General features: G+C 72.5%; 13 protein-coding genes. 8 read left to right on the forward strand and 5 right to left on the reverse strand.

Going from position 1 to position 15,485, the window contains the following annotated elements; all coding sequences use genetic code 11:
• Both AB0K12_RS35015 and AB0K12_RS35020 read right to left on the reverse strand, forming a co-directional pair.
• A complete protein-coding gene (locus tag AB0K12_RS35015; protein ID WP_364571059.1) occupies positions 1-1,938 on the reverse strand; it encodes an FtsX-like permease family protein in 1,938 nt (645 codons plus the stop codon).
• On the reverse strand, positions 1,935-2,612 hold the full coding sequence (locus tag AB0K12_RS35020; RefSeq protein WP_364571061.1) for an ABC transporter ATP-binding protein: 678 nt from the start codon (positions 2,610-2,612) through the stop codon (positions 1,935-1,937). The genes AB0K12_RS35015 and AB0K12_RS35020 overlap by 4 nt, the downstream gene beginning before the upstream one ends.
• Positions 2,613-2,719: 107 nt before the next feature.
• On the opposite strand from AB0K12_RS35020, the gene AB0K12_RS35025 reads away from it, so the two are divergent.
• The gene (locus tag AB0K12_RS35025) at positions 2,720-3,370 is read left to right on the forward strand and encodes a response regulator transcription factor (RefSeq protein WP_345388176.1); all 651 of its coding nucleotides are present in this window, start codon (positions 2,720-2,722) and stop codon (positions 3,368-3,370) included.
• A 46-nt stretch (positions 3,371-3,416) separates the two neighbouring features.
• Positions 3,417-4,265 (forward strand): DUF4328 domain-containing protein, encoded by an 849-nt coding sequence (locus AB0K12_RS35030; RefSeq protein WP_364571064.1) that lies wholly within the window; start codon positions 3,417-3,419, stop codon positions 4,263-4,265.
• A gap of 4 nt (positions 4,266-4,269) precedes the next feature.
• Here AB0K12_RS35030 and dnaE read toward each other — a convergent pair whose 3' ends face one another.
• The 3 genes from dnaE to AB0K12_RS35045 all read right to left on the reverse strand — a co-directional run bounded on the left by dnaE (position 4,270) and on the right by AB0K12_RS35045 (position 9,015).
• Entirely contained in the window at positions 4,270-7,920 is a 3,651-nt protein-coding gene (gene dnaE, locus AB0K12_RS35035) for a DNA polymerase III subunit alpha (protein ID WP_364571066.1), read from the reverse strand.
• Positions 7,920-8,186 carry a DUF6504 family protein gene (locus AB0K12_RS35040; RefSeq protein WP_305915238.1) on the reverse strand — a complete coding sequence of 89 codons (267 nt, stop codon included), beginning with the start codon at positions 8,184-8,186 and terminating at the stop codon, positions 7,920-7,922. Before AB0K12_RS35040 ends, dnaE begins: the two co-directional genes overlap by 1 nt.
• 61 nt (positions 8,187-8,247) lie before the next feature.
• Entirely contained in the window at positions 8,248-9,015 is a 768-nt protein-coding gene (locus tag AB0K12_RS35045) for a GntR family transcriptional regulator (protein ID WP_364571068.1), read from the reverse strand.
• A 112-nt stretch (positions 9,016-9,127) separates the two neighbouring features.
• Here AB0K12_RS35045 and AB0K12_RS35050 point away from each other — a divergent pair, with 112 nt between their 5' ends.
• From AB0K12_RS35050 to AB0K12_RS35075, 6 genes are all read left to right on the forward strand, one after another.
• Complete coding sequence (locus tag AB0K12_RS35050; protein ID WP_364571070.1) at positions 9,128-10,279, forward strand: ABC transporter substrate-binding protein; 1,152 nt, start codon at positions 9,128-9,130, stop codon at positions 10,277-10,279.
• Positions 10,276-11,100 carry an ABC transporter permease gene (locus tag AB0K12_RS35055; protein WP_364571072.1) on the forward strand — a complete coding sequence of 275 codons (825 nt, stop codon included), beginning with the start codon at positions 10,276-10,278 and terminating at the stop codon, positions 11,098-11,100. The genes AB0K12_RS35050 and AB0K12_RS35055 overlap by 4 nt, the downstream gene beginning before the upstream one ends.
• Positions 11,088-11,942 carry an ABC transporter permease subunit gene (locus AB0K12_RS35060; protein ID WP_364571074.1) on the forward strand — a complete coding sequence of 285 codons (855 nt, stop codon included), beginning with the start codon at positions 11,088-11,090 and terminating at the stop codon, positions 11,940-11,942. Before AB0K12_RS35055 ends, AB0K12_RS35060 begins: the two co-directional genes overlap by 13 nt.
• Positions 11,939-13,021: an ABC transporter ATP-binding protein gene (locus AB0K12_RS35065; protein ID WP_364571076.1), complete on the forward strand. Its 1,083-nt coding sequence runs from the start codon at positions 11,939-11,941 to the stop codon at positions 13,019-13,021. Before AB0K12_RS35060 ends, AB0K12_RS35065 begins: the two co-directional genes overlap by 4 nt.
• A gap of 172 nt (positions 13,022-13,193) precedes the next feature.
• Positions 13,194-13,751, forward strand: a complete 558-nt coding sequence (locus AB0K12_RS35070; protein WP_364571282.1) for an HAD family phosphatase — start codon at positions 13,194-13,196, stop codon at positions 13,749-13,751.
• A gap of 90 nt (positions 13,752-13,841) precedes the next feature.
• Positions 13,842-15,473 (forward strand): serine/threonine-protein kinase, encoded by a 1,632-nt coding sequence (locus AB0K12_RS35075; protein ID WP_364571078.1) that lies wholly within the window; start codon positions 13,842-13,844, stop codon positions 15,471-15,473.
• Positions 15,474-15,485 lie beyond the last annotated feature (12 nt).

Genomic DNA, 15,485 nt, shown 5'->3' on the forward strand with positions numbered 1-15,485 from the left:
TCAGTCGGGGCGCGGCGCGGGGTCGGTGGTGACCGAGCGCAGCAGCGGCCGGCTCAGCGCGCCCGCCCCGATCACCCCGGCGAAGCCCGCGACGACGCAGGCCGCGAGGGTCAGCGCGCCGGTCACGTTGGGCTCGCCGAGCATGAACGGCAGCCCGCAGAACACCCCGGTCAGGATCGCGCCGCCGCCCATCACGGTCAGCGGGATGAGCGTCTCGGACCTGCGCGCCTTGTCGAGCACCTCCAGCGGCGTGCCGGCCAGGCGCAGCAGCCCGTACGTCTGCCGCCGGTCCAGCACCGACGACATGGCGGTGATCCCCGAGCTGGTGATCGCCACCAGGAACGACACCGACAGCACCACGATCGTCCCGACCCTGATGTCGGCGAGGATCTCCGAGCCGAAGCGCCGGCCCTCCTCCTGGGTGGTGGGCGTGTGCCCGGGCACGAGGTCGGCCAGCGCGGTTCGCGCCCTGTCCAGCGTCGCGGCATCGGCCGAGCTGCCCAGCGCGGCGACCACGGCCTTGTCCCGCGGCTCGACGGTGGCGGTCACGCCGGCCTCCTTGAGCAGGTCGCGGGCCTGCCCGGCCACCTCGGCGGGCTTGCCCTCGGTGACGCTCACGCTGAGCTGGGGCGGCCCTGTGACCTCCTCGAACGCCCCCGGGCTGAGCAGGCCGAGGAAGCCCGCCACGAACCCCGTCAGCGCCACGCCGCTCACCGTGCGCCAGGCCGAGCGCGGGTCGTCCACGAGCCGCCGGGCCGCCAGCAGCCCGGCAGGGCCACGCGCGCTCTTGGCCGCGACGCGGCCGATGATGCCGACCACCCAGGGGCCCGCCAGGTTGAGGCAGAGGAACGCCAGGGCGAGCGCGATCGCGATGATGGTGACGCTGGTCTCCCTGCTCAGCAGGGGGAAGACGGCGAGGGCGGCGAACAGGGCGAGCACCCGGAAGATCCGCATGGCGGGCGGCGTCTCCCGCTTGGCCACGCCGAGCGGGCTCACCACGACCCGCCGCAGCCCGGCCACCGCCGACAGGCCGACCAGCAGCGGCACCGCGACCAGCGCCCCGGCGAGGAGCAGCGGGCCGGGCAGCAGGTCGCCGGCGAACCACGGGCCGCCCTGCATCTCGATGCGCGTCAGCAGCGGCACGGACAACGCGTAGACGACGGCTCCGGCGAGCGTGCCGGCCAGCGCGACGAGCACCGCCTCCGTCACGGTCATCGCGACGACCTGGCCGGGTGTGGCGCCGACCAGCCGCAGCGCGGCCAGCCGCCGGTCACGTCTCGCGACCGTGAGCCGCGCCGCCGCCCCGCCGAACACCAGCAGCGGCACCACCATGAGCACCCCGGCGATGGCGGAGAGCCACTGGTAGGCGACCGCGTCCTCGCTCGGCTGCCCGGCCAGGCTCGCGACCTTGACCGGCGGCCTGGACATGACCCAGTCGTCGAGGCGGGGCGCCGTCATCGCGGGCGCGTCCGGCTGCTGCCCGAAGACCGCGACCAGCTCGCCCGGGTACACCAGGGCCTCGTCGCCGATGACGCCCGCGCGCTTCGGATAGCGCGCGGCCAGCTCGGCCGCGGGCAGCTCGTCGGCCAGCTCGGCGAGCGCGGGCGACAGCCACACCTCGCCGGGCGCGGGGAAGCGCGGCAGGCCGGGCGGCGCTTCTGGATCCGCGCCCTTGAGCGCGGCCAGGTCGATGACGGTGATCTTCTGGTCGCGGACGAAGTCGAAGCGCTGCGCCTCGACCGCGACCGCGTCCGTGGTGGCGGGCACCGGGTTGCGCCAGGCGCCGCGCTCGGCCCTGGCCTGGAAGGCGAAATTGGCGGCCACCGCGAACAGCAGCAGCGCCGTCGCCACGGCCACCGCCCCGAACGTCAGCCAGGTGCCGAGCATCCCCTTGCGCCCGCCGCCCTTGATGAGCCGCCAGGTGAGGTCGAGGTTCACGCCATCGCCCCGCTCGCCAGCAGGCGGCCGTCGCGGACCTCCACCGTGCGGTCGCACCAGGAGGCCACGTTGGGGTCGTGGGTGACGACGATCAGGCAGGCGCCGTTGTGCTTGGTCGCCTCCACCAGCAGCCGCATGGTCTCCTGGCCGGTCTGCTGGTCGAGCGCCCCCGTGGGCTCGTCGGCGAAGACCACCGCCGGCTTGGTCACCAGGGCCCTGGCGATGGCCACCCGCTGCGCCTGGCCGCCGGACAGCTCGCCCGGCCGCCTGGTCTCCATGCCGTTCAGCCCGAGCGGCCAGAACCACTCGCGGGCCTGGCGTACGGCCTGCGTCCGCGGCACCCCGCCCAGCATGAGCGGCAGCGCCACGTTCTCGTCGGCGGGCAGCTCGGGCAGCAGCTGGCCGAACTGGAAGACGAAGCCGAAGCGGGTGCGCCGCAGCGCGCTGCGCTTGCGCTCGCCGAGCGTGTCGATGCGCTGCCCGAGCAGGTGCACCTCGCCGTCGTCCGGCTTCATGATGCCGGCCAGGCAGTGCAGCAGGGTCGACTTGCCGGACCCGCTCGGTCCCATGATCGCCACCGCTTCGCCGGCCGGCACGGTGATGTCCACGCCACCCAGCGCCGTCGTCTGCCCGAACCGCTTGGTCAGGGCCCGTCCAACAAGTACGTCGTTCATGGCGACCAGCATTCCGGGAAGGAAGGAACGGGCGGATCGGCCGTGCGGTCGGTCCGTCATCGGCCGAACGGCCGATCCTCGTCCCGGCCGCTCCATAGAGTTGTCGGGTGACTATTCGGGTACTCATCGCCGACGATCAGCAACTGGTAAGAACCGGCTTCCAAATGATCCTGGACGCGCAACCGGACATGGAGGTCGTGGCCGCCGTCGCCGACGGGGCGGAGGCGGTGGCCGAGGCCAGGCGGCTGCGCCCGGACGTGTGCCTGCTCGACATCAGGATGCCCAAGCTGGACGGGCTGGAGGTGACCAGGGCGCTGGCCGGGCCGGGCGTGGAGAACCCGCTGCGGGTCGTCATCGTCACCACGTTCGACCTGGACGAGTACGTCTACGGCGCCCTGCGCTCCGGCGCCACCGGCTTCCTGCTCAAGGACAGCGGCCCCACGCTGCTCGTCGAGGCCGTCAGGGCCGCCTCGGTGGGCGACGCGCTGGTGTCGCCTTCGGTGACCGTACGGCTGCTGCAGCACCTGTCGCAGCCCCGCACGCCGGCCCCGCTGCCGGCCGCCGACCCGCTGACCGACCGCGAGCTGGACGTCGTGCGCCTGGTGGCCAGGGGACGGACGAACAAGGAGGTGGCCGCCGAGCTGTTCGTGTCGCTGTCGACGGTGAAGACGCACCTCGGGAGCATCCAGGCCAAGCTCGGCGTGCGCAACAGGGTCGGAATCGCGGCATGGGCGTGGGAATCCGGCGTGGTGAGCTGATTAACAGCGGGGCTCCCGGGATACAAGTGAATCAGAACCTCAGCGCATGGCCCGGGGGGAGAACAACGTGCGCTACACCCAGGCATCACCCGCCAGAGCCGCCGCCGTCTACGTGACGCTGACCGCCCAGGTCCTCTCCCTCGCCGCCCTTGTGATCTTCGAGCTGACCCGCGGCCGCGACCTCGCCGTGCAGCTCGCCGCGTTCGGCGGCCGGCCCCAGGGGGCCGACGCCGAGGCGGTGGTGGGGGCGGTGACCCTGTTCGCGGTGCTGATGATGCTGGTGGCGGGCACCACGATCGCCGCCGCCGCCGCGTACGCGACCTGGTTGGTACGTGCCAGGCGGGCCAACGACCGCTCGGCCGCGACCGGCCCGGTGGCGGCGGCCTGGCTGATCCCGCTGGTCAACCTGGTCGCGCCCGTGGTGCTGGTCGACCAGGTGTGGCGGGGCGCCCGCCCGCCGGCCGGCCGCCGGGGCAGGTGGCTGGTCCTGCTGGCCGCGTGGTGGCTGAGCTGGCTGGCCACGCTGGCGATGGTGACGATCCGGCTGCCGCTCGGCTCGTCGGACGTCGACCTGACGGGCGTGGGCGTGCCCGAGCTGGCCTGCGCGGCGGTGGCGGCGGTGCTGTGCGCCGCCACGGTGCGTGAGCTGGCCGGGCTGCAGCGGGCCGCGCGGACGACGTGGACCCTGGAGTCGGGCACCCTGCGGGTCTCCGCCCACCCCAAGCCCGGGCCCCAGCCTCAGACACAGCCCCAGACACAGCCTCAGACACAGCCCCGGACACAGCTTCAGCCGGTGATCCCGCAGCAGCCGCAGGCACCCGTACAGACTCCGGTGCAGCCGCCTGTTCAGGCTCCTGTTCAGGCGCCGCCTCAGACGCAGCCGCAGACCGGCTGAGCGGTCACGCCGCCGTCGGGCCCGAGCTGCCGGGGCTGGCGTGCCACAGCTGCCGCGGCGGGTTCGTGGTGACGGCGGGGGCGAGGTCGGAGTAGGGCGACAGGCGGAAGCCGTTGGCGTACTCGATCGGCCGGCCGCCGACGCCCGCCGCCTCCTCGGGAGCCCGGTCGATGAGGGCGCGCACCGCCTCGATGCCCTGCGAGCGCCAGAGCGCGTCGAGGTCGGCCAGGTTCCAGCAGTCGACCGCCCGCATGGTCACCGCCCGCGCCCCCGTGCGCCTGACCACTCCCCTGGCCAGCATCAGCCACGAGCCGAACACGATCGAGGCGCACCGGCCCTGCACCGACTCGAAGAACGTCAGGTCGATCGGCCCGGTCGAGTCGTCGAGCGTGGTGAAGATGATCCGCTGGCCCGAGCGGATGGCCGGCGTCTGGGTGGCCACCTTGACCCCGGCCACCAGGATCTCCGCCCCGTTGCGCTGGCGGAGCAGGTCGCTGGAACGTACCACTCCGAGCGCGTCGAGCAGCTCCTGGTGGAAGCTGATGACGTGCCGGCTGACGTCGATGCCGAGGATGTCCAGCTCGGCCTCGACCATCTCGGTCTCGGTCATCTCGGGCAGCTCCCCCGGCGGCAGCCTCTCGCCGAACCCGAGCGGAAGCTGCACCGCCGGAGGAGCCGCGTTCTGGGGAGGCGACACGTCCATGTGAGAGCTGTAGCGGCGGGACTTGCGCGGGCCCGCCTGCACGCCGTGGGCCGAGGCCCGGTCGAGCACGCCCACCTGGGCGATCAGGTCGCGGCGGGTCAGCTCGCCCGGCCGCCAGCGCGGGCCGCCCGGGTGCAGGTCGTGCAGCGCGTCGAGGCCGCCGACCTGGACGATGCGCTCGATCGTGGGCCGCGACGGCCTGGCGCGATCCCAGAAGTCGGCCAGCGACGTGTACGGCTGCCCCGCCACCATCCGCTCGACCTCCGCCTCGCTCACGCCCTTGATGGCCGAGAACGGCACGCGCAGCGCGTACCCCTTGCCGATGTCGCCGATCCTGAACTCCCTGCGCACCCGCGAGCCGCCCTCGAGCTCTGACGGCCGCACCCGCACCTGCACCCGCGGCCCGAGCCGCTCGACCTGCCAGTCCTTGCCCGACTTGTTGACGTCGAGCGGGAGGATCCGCACCCCGCACTGCCTGGCCTCGTCGATGATGACGCGCGGCGGGTACATGCCGGGCTCGTGGGTGAGCACCCCGGCGAAGAACGCCGCCGTGTGGTGCCGCTTGAGCCAGGCCGACTGGTAGGTGGGCAGCGCGAACGCCGCCGCGTGCGCCTTGCAGAACCCGAACGAGCCGAACGCGTCGAGCACCTGCCAGGCCCGCTCCACGGCCGCGTCGTCGAACCCGTTGGCCCTGGCCAGCGGCATGAACGCGCGGCGCACCCGCGCGCGGCCCTCCGGCGTGTCGAGCGTGCGGCGCAGCTTCTCGGCGTAGGACAGGTCGCGCCCGGTCATCACCGAGATGATCTTCAGCACCTGCTCGTGGAAGACCACCACCCCGTGGGTCTCCTTCAGCGCCTCGCGCAGCCGCTCGTGCGGGTAGTACGGCTGCCGCCAGCCGCCCCTGGCCTCGAGGTAGGGGGTGACCATGTCGGAGTTGACCGGTCCTGGACGGAACAGCGAGATGTCCACGATCAGGTCGTGCATCCTGCGCGGCTCCAGCTTGGCGACCAGCTCGCGCTGGCCGGGCGACTCGATCTGGAAGCAGCCCAGGGTGCGGGAGGCGCAGATCATGTCGTACGTCTCCTGGTCGTCGTGGGGGACGTACTGGACGTCGGGCTGCTCGTCGCCGTGCTGGGTGTCCAGCTTCACCTCGATGCCGTCCACCCGCTTGATCTCGCTCAGCGCGTACGCCAGGGCCGACTGCATCCGCACGCCCAGCACGTCGAGCTTGAGCAGCCCCGCCTCCTCCACGTCCTCCTTGTCGAACTGCGACATCGGGAACTCCAGCAGGCTGCGCTCCACCGGCGTGCGGTCGCGCAGGCCCGCGTTGCCGATCAGCACGCCGCACGGGTGCAGCGCGATGTGCCTGGGCAGCCCGTCGAGCTTCTCCGCCAGCCGGAACACCCGGTCGAGCCCCGCGTCACCGAGCCGGCTCTCGCGCAGCTCGGGCAGGTCGTGCAGGGACGCGGTGATCTGCTTGGCCCTGATGTGCGGGAACGCCTTGGCGATGGCGTCGATCTCGTGGGGCGGCAGGCCCATGGCGCCGGCGACGTCGCGGATGGCGCTGCGGGCGCGGTAGGTCTCCATCATGGACACGCAGGCCACCCTGGACTCGCCGTAACGCTCGAAGATGGCCTGGTAGCAGTCGAGGCGGCGGGCCGACTCGACGTCGACGTCGATGTCGGGCAGCCCGATGCGGCCCTCCGACAGGAAGCGCTCCATGAGCAGGCCGTGGTCGAGCGGGTTCACCTCGCCGATGCCGATGAGGTAGTTGACCAGGCTGCCCGCGCCCGAGCCGCGGATGGCGCAGCGGATGCCCATGCCGCGGATCATGTCGGTGATGCCGGCCACCGCGACGAAGTAGCCCGACAGGCGCTTGCGCTCGATGATGGCCAGCTCGTCGTCCAGCCGCCGCCTGGCCTCGGCCGAGCGGTCGAGCCCGCGCCTGAACAGGCCGTCCTCGACCCGGTTGCGCAGCAGCGGCACCGGGTCGCGGCCGATCTCGGGCAGGTGCAGCGCGGGCGGGTCGTTGCGCAGCGCCAGCAGGTCGAGCGGGTCCATCGCGCACGCCTCCGCCAGCCGCCTGGTGGTGCGCAGCAGGCGGACCATCCGCTCCTGGTCGCCCGCGCACACCTTGGCCGCCACCTGCAGCATCTCCTTGGTGCCCTTGAGGTAGGCGTGGGAGGTGGTGCGGTCGAGGTGGCGCGGGTGCAGCGGGACGAGCTGGCGGGCCGCGTCGAGCACGTCGCCCACCTGGTGGTCGGCGGGGTCGAGGTAGCGCACGGCGTTGGTCAGCACGGCCGGCACGTCCATCGACTCGGCCAGGCCGAGCATGCGCACGGCCGTGGTGGCGTCGCGGAAGCCGTACTGGTCGACCAGCTCGACCACCACGCCGGGCAGGGCGGCGCGCCACAGGCCGAGCAGCGTCCTCGCGTGCTCGTCGCGCCTTTCCGCGACCGCGCGGCCCACGTCGGAGCGGGGGCCGAGCAGCACCACGAGGCCGTCTTCCGCGCCGAATCCGGGCGTGCCGGGACCGCCCGCCCACTCGGCGAGCAGCTCGCGGGTCACCTTAGGCGCGCCCCGCTCGCCCGCGTAGTGGGCGGCGGTGACCAGGCGGGCCAGCCGCGACCAGCCCTTGCCGCGGGCCAGCACCGTGACGCGGTCCTCCGCCGCGGGGCCGGTGCGCGGGCGCGGCGTGCGGATGCCGGGCACCGGGATGAACGCCCCGGCGGGCGCGTCGAGCGCCAGGTTGACGCCGACGACGGGCGCGATGCCGGCCTCGGCGCACGCCTGCACGTGCTTGATCGCGCCGTAGAGGCCGTCGCGGTCGGTCAGCGCCAGGATGTCCATGCCGTAGTCGGCCGCCCTGCTCACCAGCGCGCGCGGGAACGCCGTGCCGTAGCGCATCGAGTAGGCGGAGCTCACGTTGAGGTGGGGGAACGGGGGCGCCATCAGTCCCACGCCCTCAGCAGCAGCCAGCCGTTGCCGGCGGTGTCGTAACGCAGCTCGTAGGAGCCCACCTCGCGGCCGGGGCTGGCCTCGACCCGCCAGAACTGGCGCTCACCCGGGTCGCCCTCGCCGGTCTTCCACCACTCGCGCGCGACCACCCAGTGGTCGAGCACGCGGCGGACGAGATAGAGCCGGTCACGCCAGACGAACTGGGTGGGCTCCCCGTCTCGGGTCCACACCTCTATCGGATCGCCATAGAGTCTGCTCAAGACGCGTCTCCCCGCGGCTCTGGTGGTGCCTGTGCTGAGCCACCCGGGGGAAGACGGGCGCTTATGACTCGAACATATGTTCTCCCGGTCCGAAACGCAAGTCGCCCGCCTGCCGGGCGAGCGGGTTCGCGCCGATCGAGTTGCGGATGCTGAAGGCCACGCTGCCCGGGCGATAGCGGTCGTCCGACGACTCCACCGGCCTGCCCTCGTGGGTGGTCGTCACACGTCGCTGGCGCAGCAGCGGGCTGCCCCTGCGCACGCCCAGGAGACGGGCGTCCTCAGCGCCTGCGGCCACGGCGTCGATGAGGTGCTCGCCGTAGGCGAACACCAGGCCGATGGAGGCGTACAGGGCCTCGGTGACGGACTCGCAGTCGGCGGGCAGCTCCTCGACGGCGGCGGCCACCCACCCGGCGTACACCGTGCGTTCCAGCAGCACGGGCTCGCTCTCCAGCGAGCGCACCCGCAGCACCTCCAGCACCTCCTCGGAGGCGAGCCTGGCGGACTCGGCGCCGCTCGCGCGGCGGCGGCGCTGGGCGATCACCTGGCCGCCGAAGCGGTAGCCGTTCGCGCGGGCCCACTGGGCGAAGCTGTGCAGCTCGGCGAAGCTCTGGCTGCGCGCCCTGCCGAGCACGATGCGCCTGGCCCCCTGCCGGGAGCCGACCAGGCCCTCGGCGGCCAGCACGGCCACCGCCTGGCGTACGGTGCCGCGCGCCGCCGCGTGCCGCTCCGCCAGCTCGGCCTCGCTGGGCAGCTGGGAGCCGACCGGGTGCGCGCCGGACAGGATCTCCTCGCGTAAGGCATCGGCGATCCGTTCATAGCGCGCGACCATTCACGACCCTCCCCATTCATGAAAGAGCAACATTCATGCGACTTACTGGTGCTCGCTTGTTTGTACAAGTTCCCCTACCTTCTTGCTACACCCCCTGGAAAATGGAGGCGTCGTGTTCACACCTCGCGCCCGTGCGGCCGGCGTTGCCGCAGTCCTGACCCTCCTCACCGCGGCGTGCGGCGCCGCTCCGAGCAGCCGACAGTCCACGACGGCGCAAGGCGGCGTGAACGCGGCCACCGCCACCTCCGCCGCCGACTTCGGCGGGTTCGACAAGCTCGTCGAGGCGGCCAAGAAGGAGGGCAACCTGCACGTCATCGCCCTGCCGCCCGACTGGGCCAACTACGGCGAGATCATCGAGAGGTTCCAGGCGAAATACGGCATCAAGATCGAGAGCGAGACCCCCGACGCCGCCAGCGCCGACGAGATCAACGCGGTGAAGACCCGCAAGGGCCAGGACCGCGCCCCCGACGTGCTCGACCTCGGCCAGTCCTTCGCCATCAGCGGGGCCAAGGAGGGGCTGTTCGCGCCGTACAAGGTGCAGACCTTCGACAAGATCCCCGAGGGGCAGAAGGAGCCGACCGGGCTCTGGGTCAACGACTACGGCGGCTACGTCTCCATCGGCTGCGACGCCAAGCAGATCAAGACCTGCCCGACGAGCTTCGCCGACCTGCTCAAGCCCGAGTACAAGGGCCAGGTCGCGATGAACGGCAACCCCACCGAGGCCGGCTCGGCCTTCGCCGGCGTGTACGCCGCCGCCATCGCCGGCGGCGGCTCCTTCGGCGACATCGGCCCCGGCATCGAGTTCTTCAAGAAGCTCAAGGACGCCGGCAACTACAACCCGGTCGAGACCACGCCCGCGACCATCGAGAAGGGCGAGACCAAGATCAGCATCGACTGGGACTACAACAACGCCGCCTACGCCCCCCAGATGGCCGCCAAGGGCATCGACTGGCAGGTGAACGTCCCCACGGACGGCAAGTACTTCCAGATGTACGCCCAGGCCGTCAACAAGGACGCGCCGCACCCGGCCGCCGCCCGCCTGTGGCAGGAGTACCTCTACAGCGCCGAGGGCCAGAACCTCTACCTCAAGGGCTTCGCCAGGCCCGTCCTGCTGCCCGCCATGACCGCCGACGGCACCGTCGACAAGGCCCTCGCCGAGCTGCTCCCCGAAGTCGACGGCACGCCCACGTTCCCCACCTCCGAGCAGGTCGACGCGGCCAAGGCCAAGCTGGCCACCGACTGGGACGCCGCGATCTCGGGATGAGCCGCTCCCGGTCCAAGGGCTGGCTCGGCACCCTGCCGCTGCTCGCGTTCTTCGCGCTCGTGTTCGGCGTCCCCGCCATCGCGCTGGTGGCGGGGGCCTTCACGGCGCAGGGACGGCCGAGCCTGGCCAACGTCACGCAGAGCCTGCAGGGCGGCTACCTCACCGCCATGATCGGCAGCATCAAGCTGTCGGCCATGGTGGCGCTGCTCGGGGCCGTGCTCGGCACGTTCCTCGCGTACGCGGTCGTCACCTCGCGCTCGACCCTGCTGCGCGAGGCCGTGCTGACCGCCTCCGGCGTGCTCGCCAACTTCGGCGGGGTGCCGCTGGCGTTCTTCTGGATCGCCACGCTCGGCAACTCCGGCGTCATCAGCGGCCTGGTGGGGCTGCCGTCCGGCTCCCTCTACACGTTCTGGGGCCTGGTCGTGGTCTACCTGTACTTCTCGATCCCGCTCATGGTGCTCGCCATGGCCCCCGCGCTCGACGGGCTGCGCCCCCAGTGGCGCGAGGCCGCCGCCGGCAGCGGGGCCACCGCCTGGCACTACTGGCGCTTCGTGGGGCTGCCGGTGCTCGCCCCCGCCATGCTGGGCGGCGTCGTGCTGCTGTTCGGGTCGTCCTTCTCCGCGTACGCCACCGCCAACGCCATGGTCGGCACCGTCGTGCCGCTCGTCACCCTGAAGATCGCCAGCGCGCTGACCGGCGACGTGCTGATCGGCTATGAGAACATCGCGCTCGCGCTCAGCCTCGACATGGTCGTCGTGGCCGGGCTCGTCATGGCCGTCTACCTGCCACTGCAGAGGAGGACCTCGCGATGGCTGCACTGACCGGCCTCGAACGCGTCTCGGGCGACGTCTCCCGCCGCTCCCGCCCGCGGGCCTGGCGGGGCCTGGTGTTCGCGCTGGCCGCCGCGTACTTCCTGATCCCGCTCTGCACCTCACTCTGGTACACGGTCCACACGCCTGCCACCGGCGTGTCGTTCGCCCCCTACGGCGAGCTGCTCACCGCCGACGGCTTCGTCCGCTCGCTGACGCTCTCGCTCGGGCTCGCCCTGGCCACCATCGTGCTGGTGCTGCTGCTGACGCTGCCCGCCATGCTCGCCGTACGGCTCTTCGCTCCCCGGCTGCGGCCCGTCATGGAGGTGATCTGCACGCTGCCGCTGGTGGTGCCGCCCATCACGTTCGTCGCCGGGATCGGCACCACGCTGCGCAACGGCACCGAGCTGCTCGAACCGACGCCGTTCTGGGCCACGATCATCGCCGTGCAGGACCCCGGCTTCCCCGTCGTGCTCGTGCTGGCGTACGTGGTGCTGGTGCTGCCGTTCGTCTACCGGTCGCTGGACGCCGGGCTGCGCACCATGGACGTGCGGACCCTCGTCGAGGCGGCGCGCAACCTCGGGGCGTCGTGGCCGTACGTGCTGGCCCGCGTCGTCGTGCCCAACCTGCGCTCGGCCCTCGCCAGCGCGTCGTTCCTGACGCTGGCGCTGGTGCTGGGCGAGTACACCGTGGCCAGTCTGCTCGGGTACGAGCCGTTCGCGGTGTGGATCGTGACCGTCTCCGGCTCCAAAGGCCAGCTGTCGGTCGCGGTGTCGATACTCAGCCTGCTGCTCATCTGGCTGCTGCTGCTCGCCGTGTCCACGGTGTTCGGGAAGAAGAAGGAGGGGAAATGACGGCATCGGTGGAGTTCAGGGCCCTGCGGCGGGTCTTCGGCAGGACGGTGGCGCTCGACGGCTTCGATCTGGTCATCGCGCCCGGCGAGTTCGTGGCCCTGCTGGGGCCGTCGGGGTGCGGCAAGACGACCGCGCTGCGCTGCGTGGCCGGCTTCGAGCGTCCCGACTCGGGGGCCGTGCTCGTCGACGGCCGCGACGTCACCGACGTGCCGGCCAACAAGCGCGACGCCGGCATGGTGTTCCAGTCGTACTCGCTCTTCCCCAACCTCAACGCCCGCGACAACGTCGCCTTCGGGCTGCGGGTGCGCAAGGTGCCCGCCCCCGCCCGGCGGGCCAAGGCCGACGAGCTGCTCGAACTCGTCGGGCTGCCCTCCCACGCCGACCGCTACCCGCATCAGCTCTCCGGCGGGCAGCAGCAGCGCGTCGCGCTCGCCAGGGCGCTCGCGCTCGAACCCCGCGTGCTGCTGCTCGACGAGCCGCTGTCCGCCCTGGACGCCAAGGTCCGCGTCACGCTGCGCGAGGAGATCCGGCGCCTGCAGCTCGACCTCGGCATCACCACCATCTTCGTCACCCACGACCAGGAGGAGGCCCTGTCCGTCGCCGACCGGGTGGCGGTGCTGCGGGACGGGCGGCTCGAACAGGTCGGCGCGCCGGCCGAGGTGTACGACCGGCCCGCCACGCCGTTCGTGGCCGAGTTCGTCGGCACCATGAACCATCTCGCCGGGCAGGTGTCGGGTGACCGGGTGTCCGTTCTGGGGCAGTCGTTGCCGCTCGACGGGCCCGTACCGGATGATCCCTCCGTGGACGTGCTGGTCCGCCCGGAGGCCGTCCAGGTCACCGCCCCCGAGGAGGCTGGAGGTGCTCGCGCCGAGGTCCTCGCCGCGTCCTTCCGGGGCGCCTCCGTACGGCTGCGCCTCGCCGTGGCCGGCGGCGAGGTCCTGGCCGACGTCCCCGGCCACGAGGCCGCCCGTCTCGGCCCGGGGGCGCAGGTGTCGGTCCGCCTGGTGGAACGCCCGGTCCTCGTGGCCCCCCGCACCGTCACAGCCCCGGCCCCGACCGTCGCAGCCGATGCCCTCTGACTTCTCCGAAGCCGGGGCGGGGCCTGACTCCCCCGAAGCCGGGGCGAGGCAGGAAACGGCGGCCCCGCCCTCGCCGGCACCGTCATCCGCCCTCCCGTCCTCCCTGTCCCCCTCAGCAGTCACCGACCCGGGCACTGACGTGGCCGCCCGGCCGGAATGCGTGCCCGAGGCGGTGTTGCTGGACATGGACGGGACCTTGGTGGACACCGAAGGGCTGTGGTGGGAGGCGGTCGCCGACGTCGCCGGCCGTCCGCTCACTCACGACGACGTCCCGCACGTCCATGGGCGCACCATCGAGGACGTGGCCCGCTACCTCGGCGAGCCCACCCTCGCCGCCCGCCTCACCGAGGCGTTCGCCGACCGGGTGGAGCGCGACGCCGCGGTCCTGCCGGGCGCCGCCGAGCTGCTGTCCGGCCTGGCCGCCGTCGGCATCCCCACCGCCCTGGTCAGCGCCTCGCCCCGCAGCGTCGTGGACCTGGTGCTGCCCCGGCTGGGCCACACGTTCGACCTGATCATCACCGATGAGGACACCGAACGTGGCAAGCCCTGGCCCGACCCGTACCTGGAGGCCACCCGCCGCCTGGGCGCGAGCCCCTCGCGCTGCGTGGCCATCGAGGACAGTCCCACCGGCATAGCGGCGGCCCGCGCCGCGGGCTGCCACGTCCTCGTCGCGGGCCCTGACCACGGGCTCCCGTCCCTGCCCAGGGTGTGCGCCTGCGTCACCCCGTGAAGGCCGTCATGCGGCGAAAAGGCATCTCATGTACGCGTGTCGGGGCCGAGATCTGCGGCGATGCCGCAGGTGTCGGTAAGCTTGCGCGGCGTGAGCGGTGAAACCTCCCACATCGGGCGCTACAGGCTGCTAAGTGTGCTGGGGCGGGGTGGGATGGGCACGGTCCACCTCGCCGAGGATCCCGCTGGGCAACAGGTCGCCGTCAAGGTGATCAACCCGGAGCTCAGCCAGCACGAGCAGTTCCGCATGCGGTTCCGCAGGGAGGCGGACGCGGCGCAGCGGGTGCGCCGCTTCTGTACGGCCGCCGTCCTCGACGCCGCGCTCGAAGGCAACCAGCTCTACGTCGTCACCGAATACGTCCCCGGCCCCAACCTCGACGAGGCCGTACGCCAGTCGGGCCCGCTGCGCGGCTCCAGCCTCGACGCGCTGGCCGTCAGCGTGGCCACGGCGCTCACCGCGATCCACGCGGCCGGGGTCGTGCACCGCGACCTCAAGCCGTCCAACGTGCTGCTGTCCCCCGTCGGGCCGCGCGTGATCGACTTCGGCATCGCGCGGGCGCTCGACACGATCGGCGGCGTCACCAGCACCGGCGAGGTCATCGGCACGCCCCGCTACATGGCGCCCGAGGTGCTGCGCGGCGACCCGATCTCCCCCGCCTGCGACGTGTTCTCGTGGGGGTGCCTGGTGGCGTTCGCGGCGAGCGGACGTGCCCCGTTCGGCGGCGACACGCTGCCGGCCATGGTCTACCAGGTGCTCAACACCGAGCCCAACCTCGAGGCCATCGACCCCGGCCTGCGCGAGCTGGTCGCCGCGGCCCTGAACAAGGACCCGGCCCAGCGCCCGACCGCGCAGCAGCTCCTCGACCACCTGGTGGGCCGTTCCGCGGCTCCCGAGCAGGCGGCGCACACCGTACAGGTGGCCTGGCAGCAGTCCACCGCCCCCTACACGGTCGCCCCGGCGCCGGGCGGCGTGCGGGCGCGGCGGGGCAGGCTGTACGCGGCGGTGGCGGCGGCCGCGGCGGTCGTGCTGGCGGCCGGGGCGGGCGCCTGGGCGCTGTTCGTCCCGAGCGGGCCGCCCAAAGACCTGGGGCTGCTCTACCAGGAGGACTTCACGCAGACGACGGGCGGCTGGACCGGCTCGTACGACCCGCAGTCCGCGGGCAGCGTCGGCTACCGGACCGACGGCACGTACGGGATGGACGCCGAGCCCGACTATGAGGAGCGGTGGGCCAGGGCGCCCGTGCCCTACCTGTTCTACACGCCGACCGCGACGCCCGACCCGACGGCGAGCCCGACGCCGATGCTGCCCCAGTCGGTGGTCATGGCCGTCACCGCCGACGTCACCAAGAGCGTCGGCACCGGCGAATACGGCCTCTACTGCCACAACTCCGAAGACGGCGACAACTACTACGAGTTCACCCTCGACACCAAGGGCAACGCCCGCATCCGCCGCATCGTCGACGGCTCGGGCGGCATGATCGCCCAGCCCGTGAAGGTGGACGCGCTGCCCGGCAAGGCGCGGATCACGGTGGCGTGCGAGCAGAGCGGCAAGACCGTGCGGCTGTCGATGTGGGTGAACGACGAGCTCGTCCAGGAGGTGGAGGACCCGAACGGGATCGGCAACGGCTCGCTCGGGCTGTTCGCGCGCACGCCGAAGGACGACAGGTCGGTGGTGCGCACGACCTGGGACGACTTCGAACTACGAGGCCGCCTGGAGCCGTAACCTCCGCCCACA

Origin of the sequence: Nonomuraea sp. NPDC049419 (genome assembly GCF_040676995.1) — a bacterium.
GTDB lineage: Bacteria > Actinomycetota > Actinomycetes > Streptosporangiales > Streptosporangiaceae > Nonomuraea > Nonomuraea salmonea.

What these genes read in the sequence shown, in the direction of transcription:
- AB0K12_RS35065 (WP_364571076.1), top strand. Translation starts at nt 11,939, where the DNA reads ATGACGGCATCGGTGGAGTTCAGGGCCCTGCGGCGGGTCTTCGGCAGG.
- AB0K12_RS35045 (WP_364571068.1), bottom strand. Translation starts at nt 9,015, where the DNA reads ATGGTCGCGCGCTATGAACGGATCGCCGATGCCTTACGCGAGGAGATC.
- AB0K12_RS35060 (WP_364571074.1), top strand. Translation starts at nt 11,088, where the DNA reads ATGGCTGCACTGACCGGCCTCGAACGCGTCTCGGGCGACGTCTCCCGC.
- AB0K12_RS35030 (WP_364571064.1), top strand. Translation starts at nt 3,417, where the DNA reads ATGGCCCGGGGGGAGAACAACGTGCGCTACACCCAGGCATCACCCGCC.
- AB0K12_RS35020 (WP_364571061.1), bottom strand. Translation starts at nt 2,612, where the DNA reads ATGAACGACGTACTTGTTGGACGGGCCCTGACCAAGCGGTTCGGGCAG.
- dnaE (WP_364571066.1), bottom strand. Translation starts at nt 7,920, where the DNA reads ATGGCGCCCCCGTTCCCCCACCTCAACGTGAGCTCCGCCTACTCGATG.
- AB0K12_RS35055 (WP_364571072.1), top strand. Translation starts at nt 10,276, where the DNA reads ATGAGCCGCTCCCGGTCCAAGGGCTGGCTCGGCACCCTGCCGCTGCTC.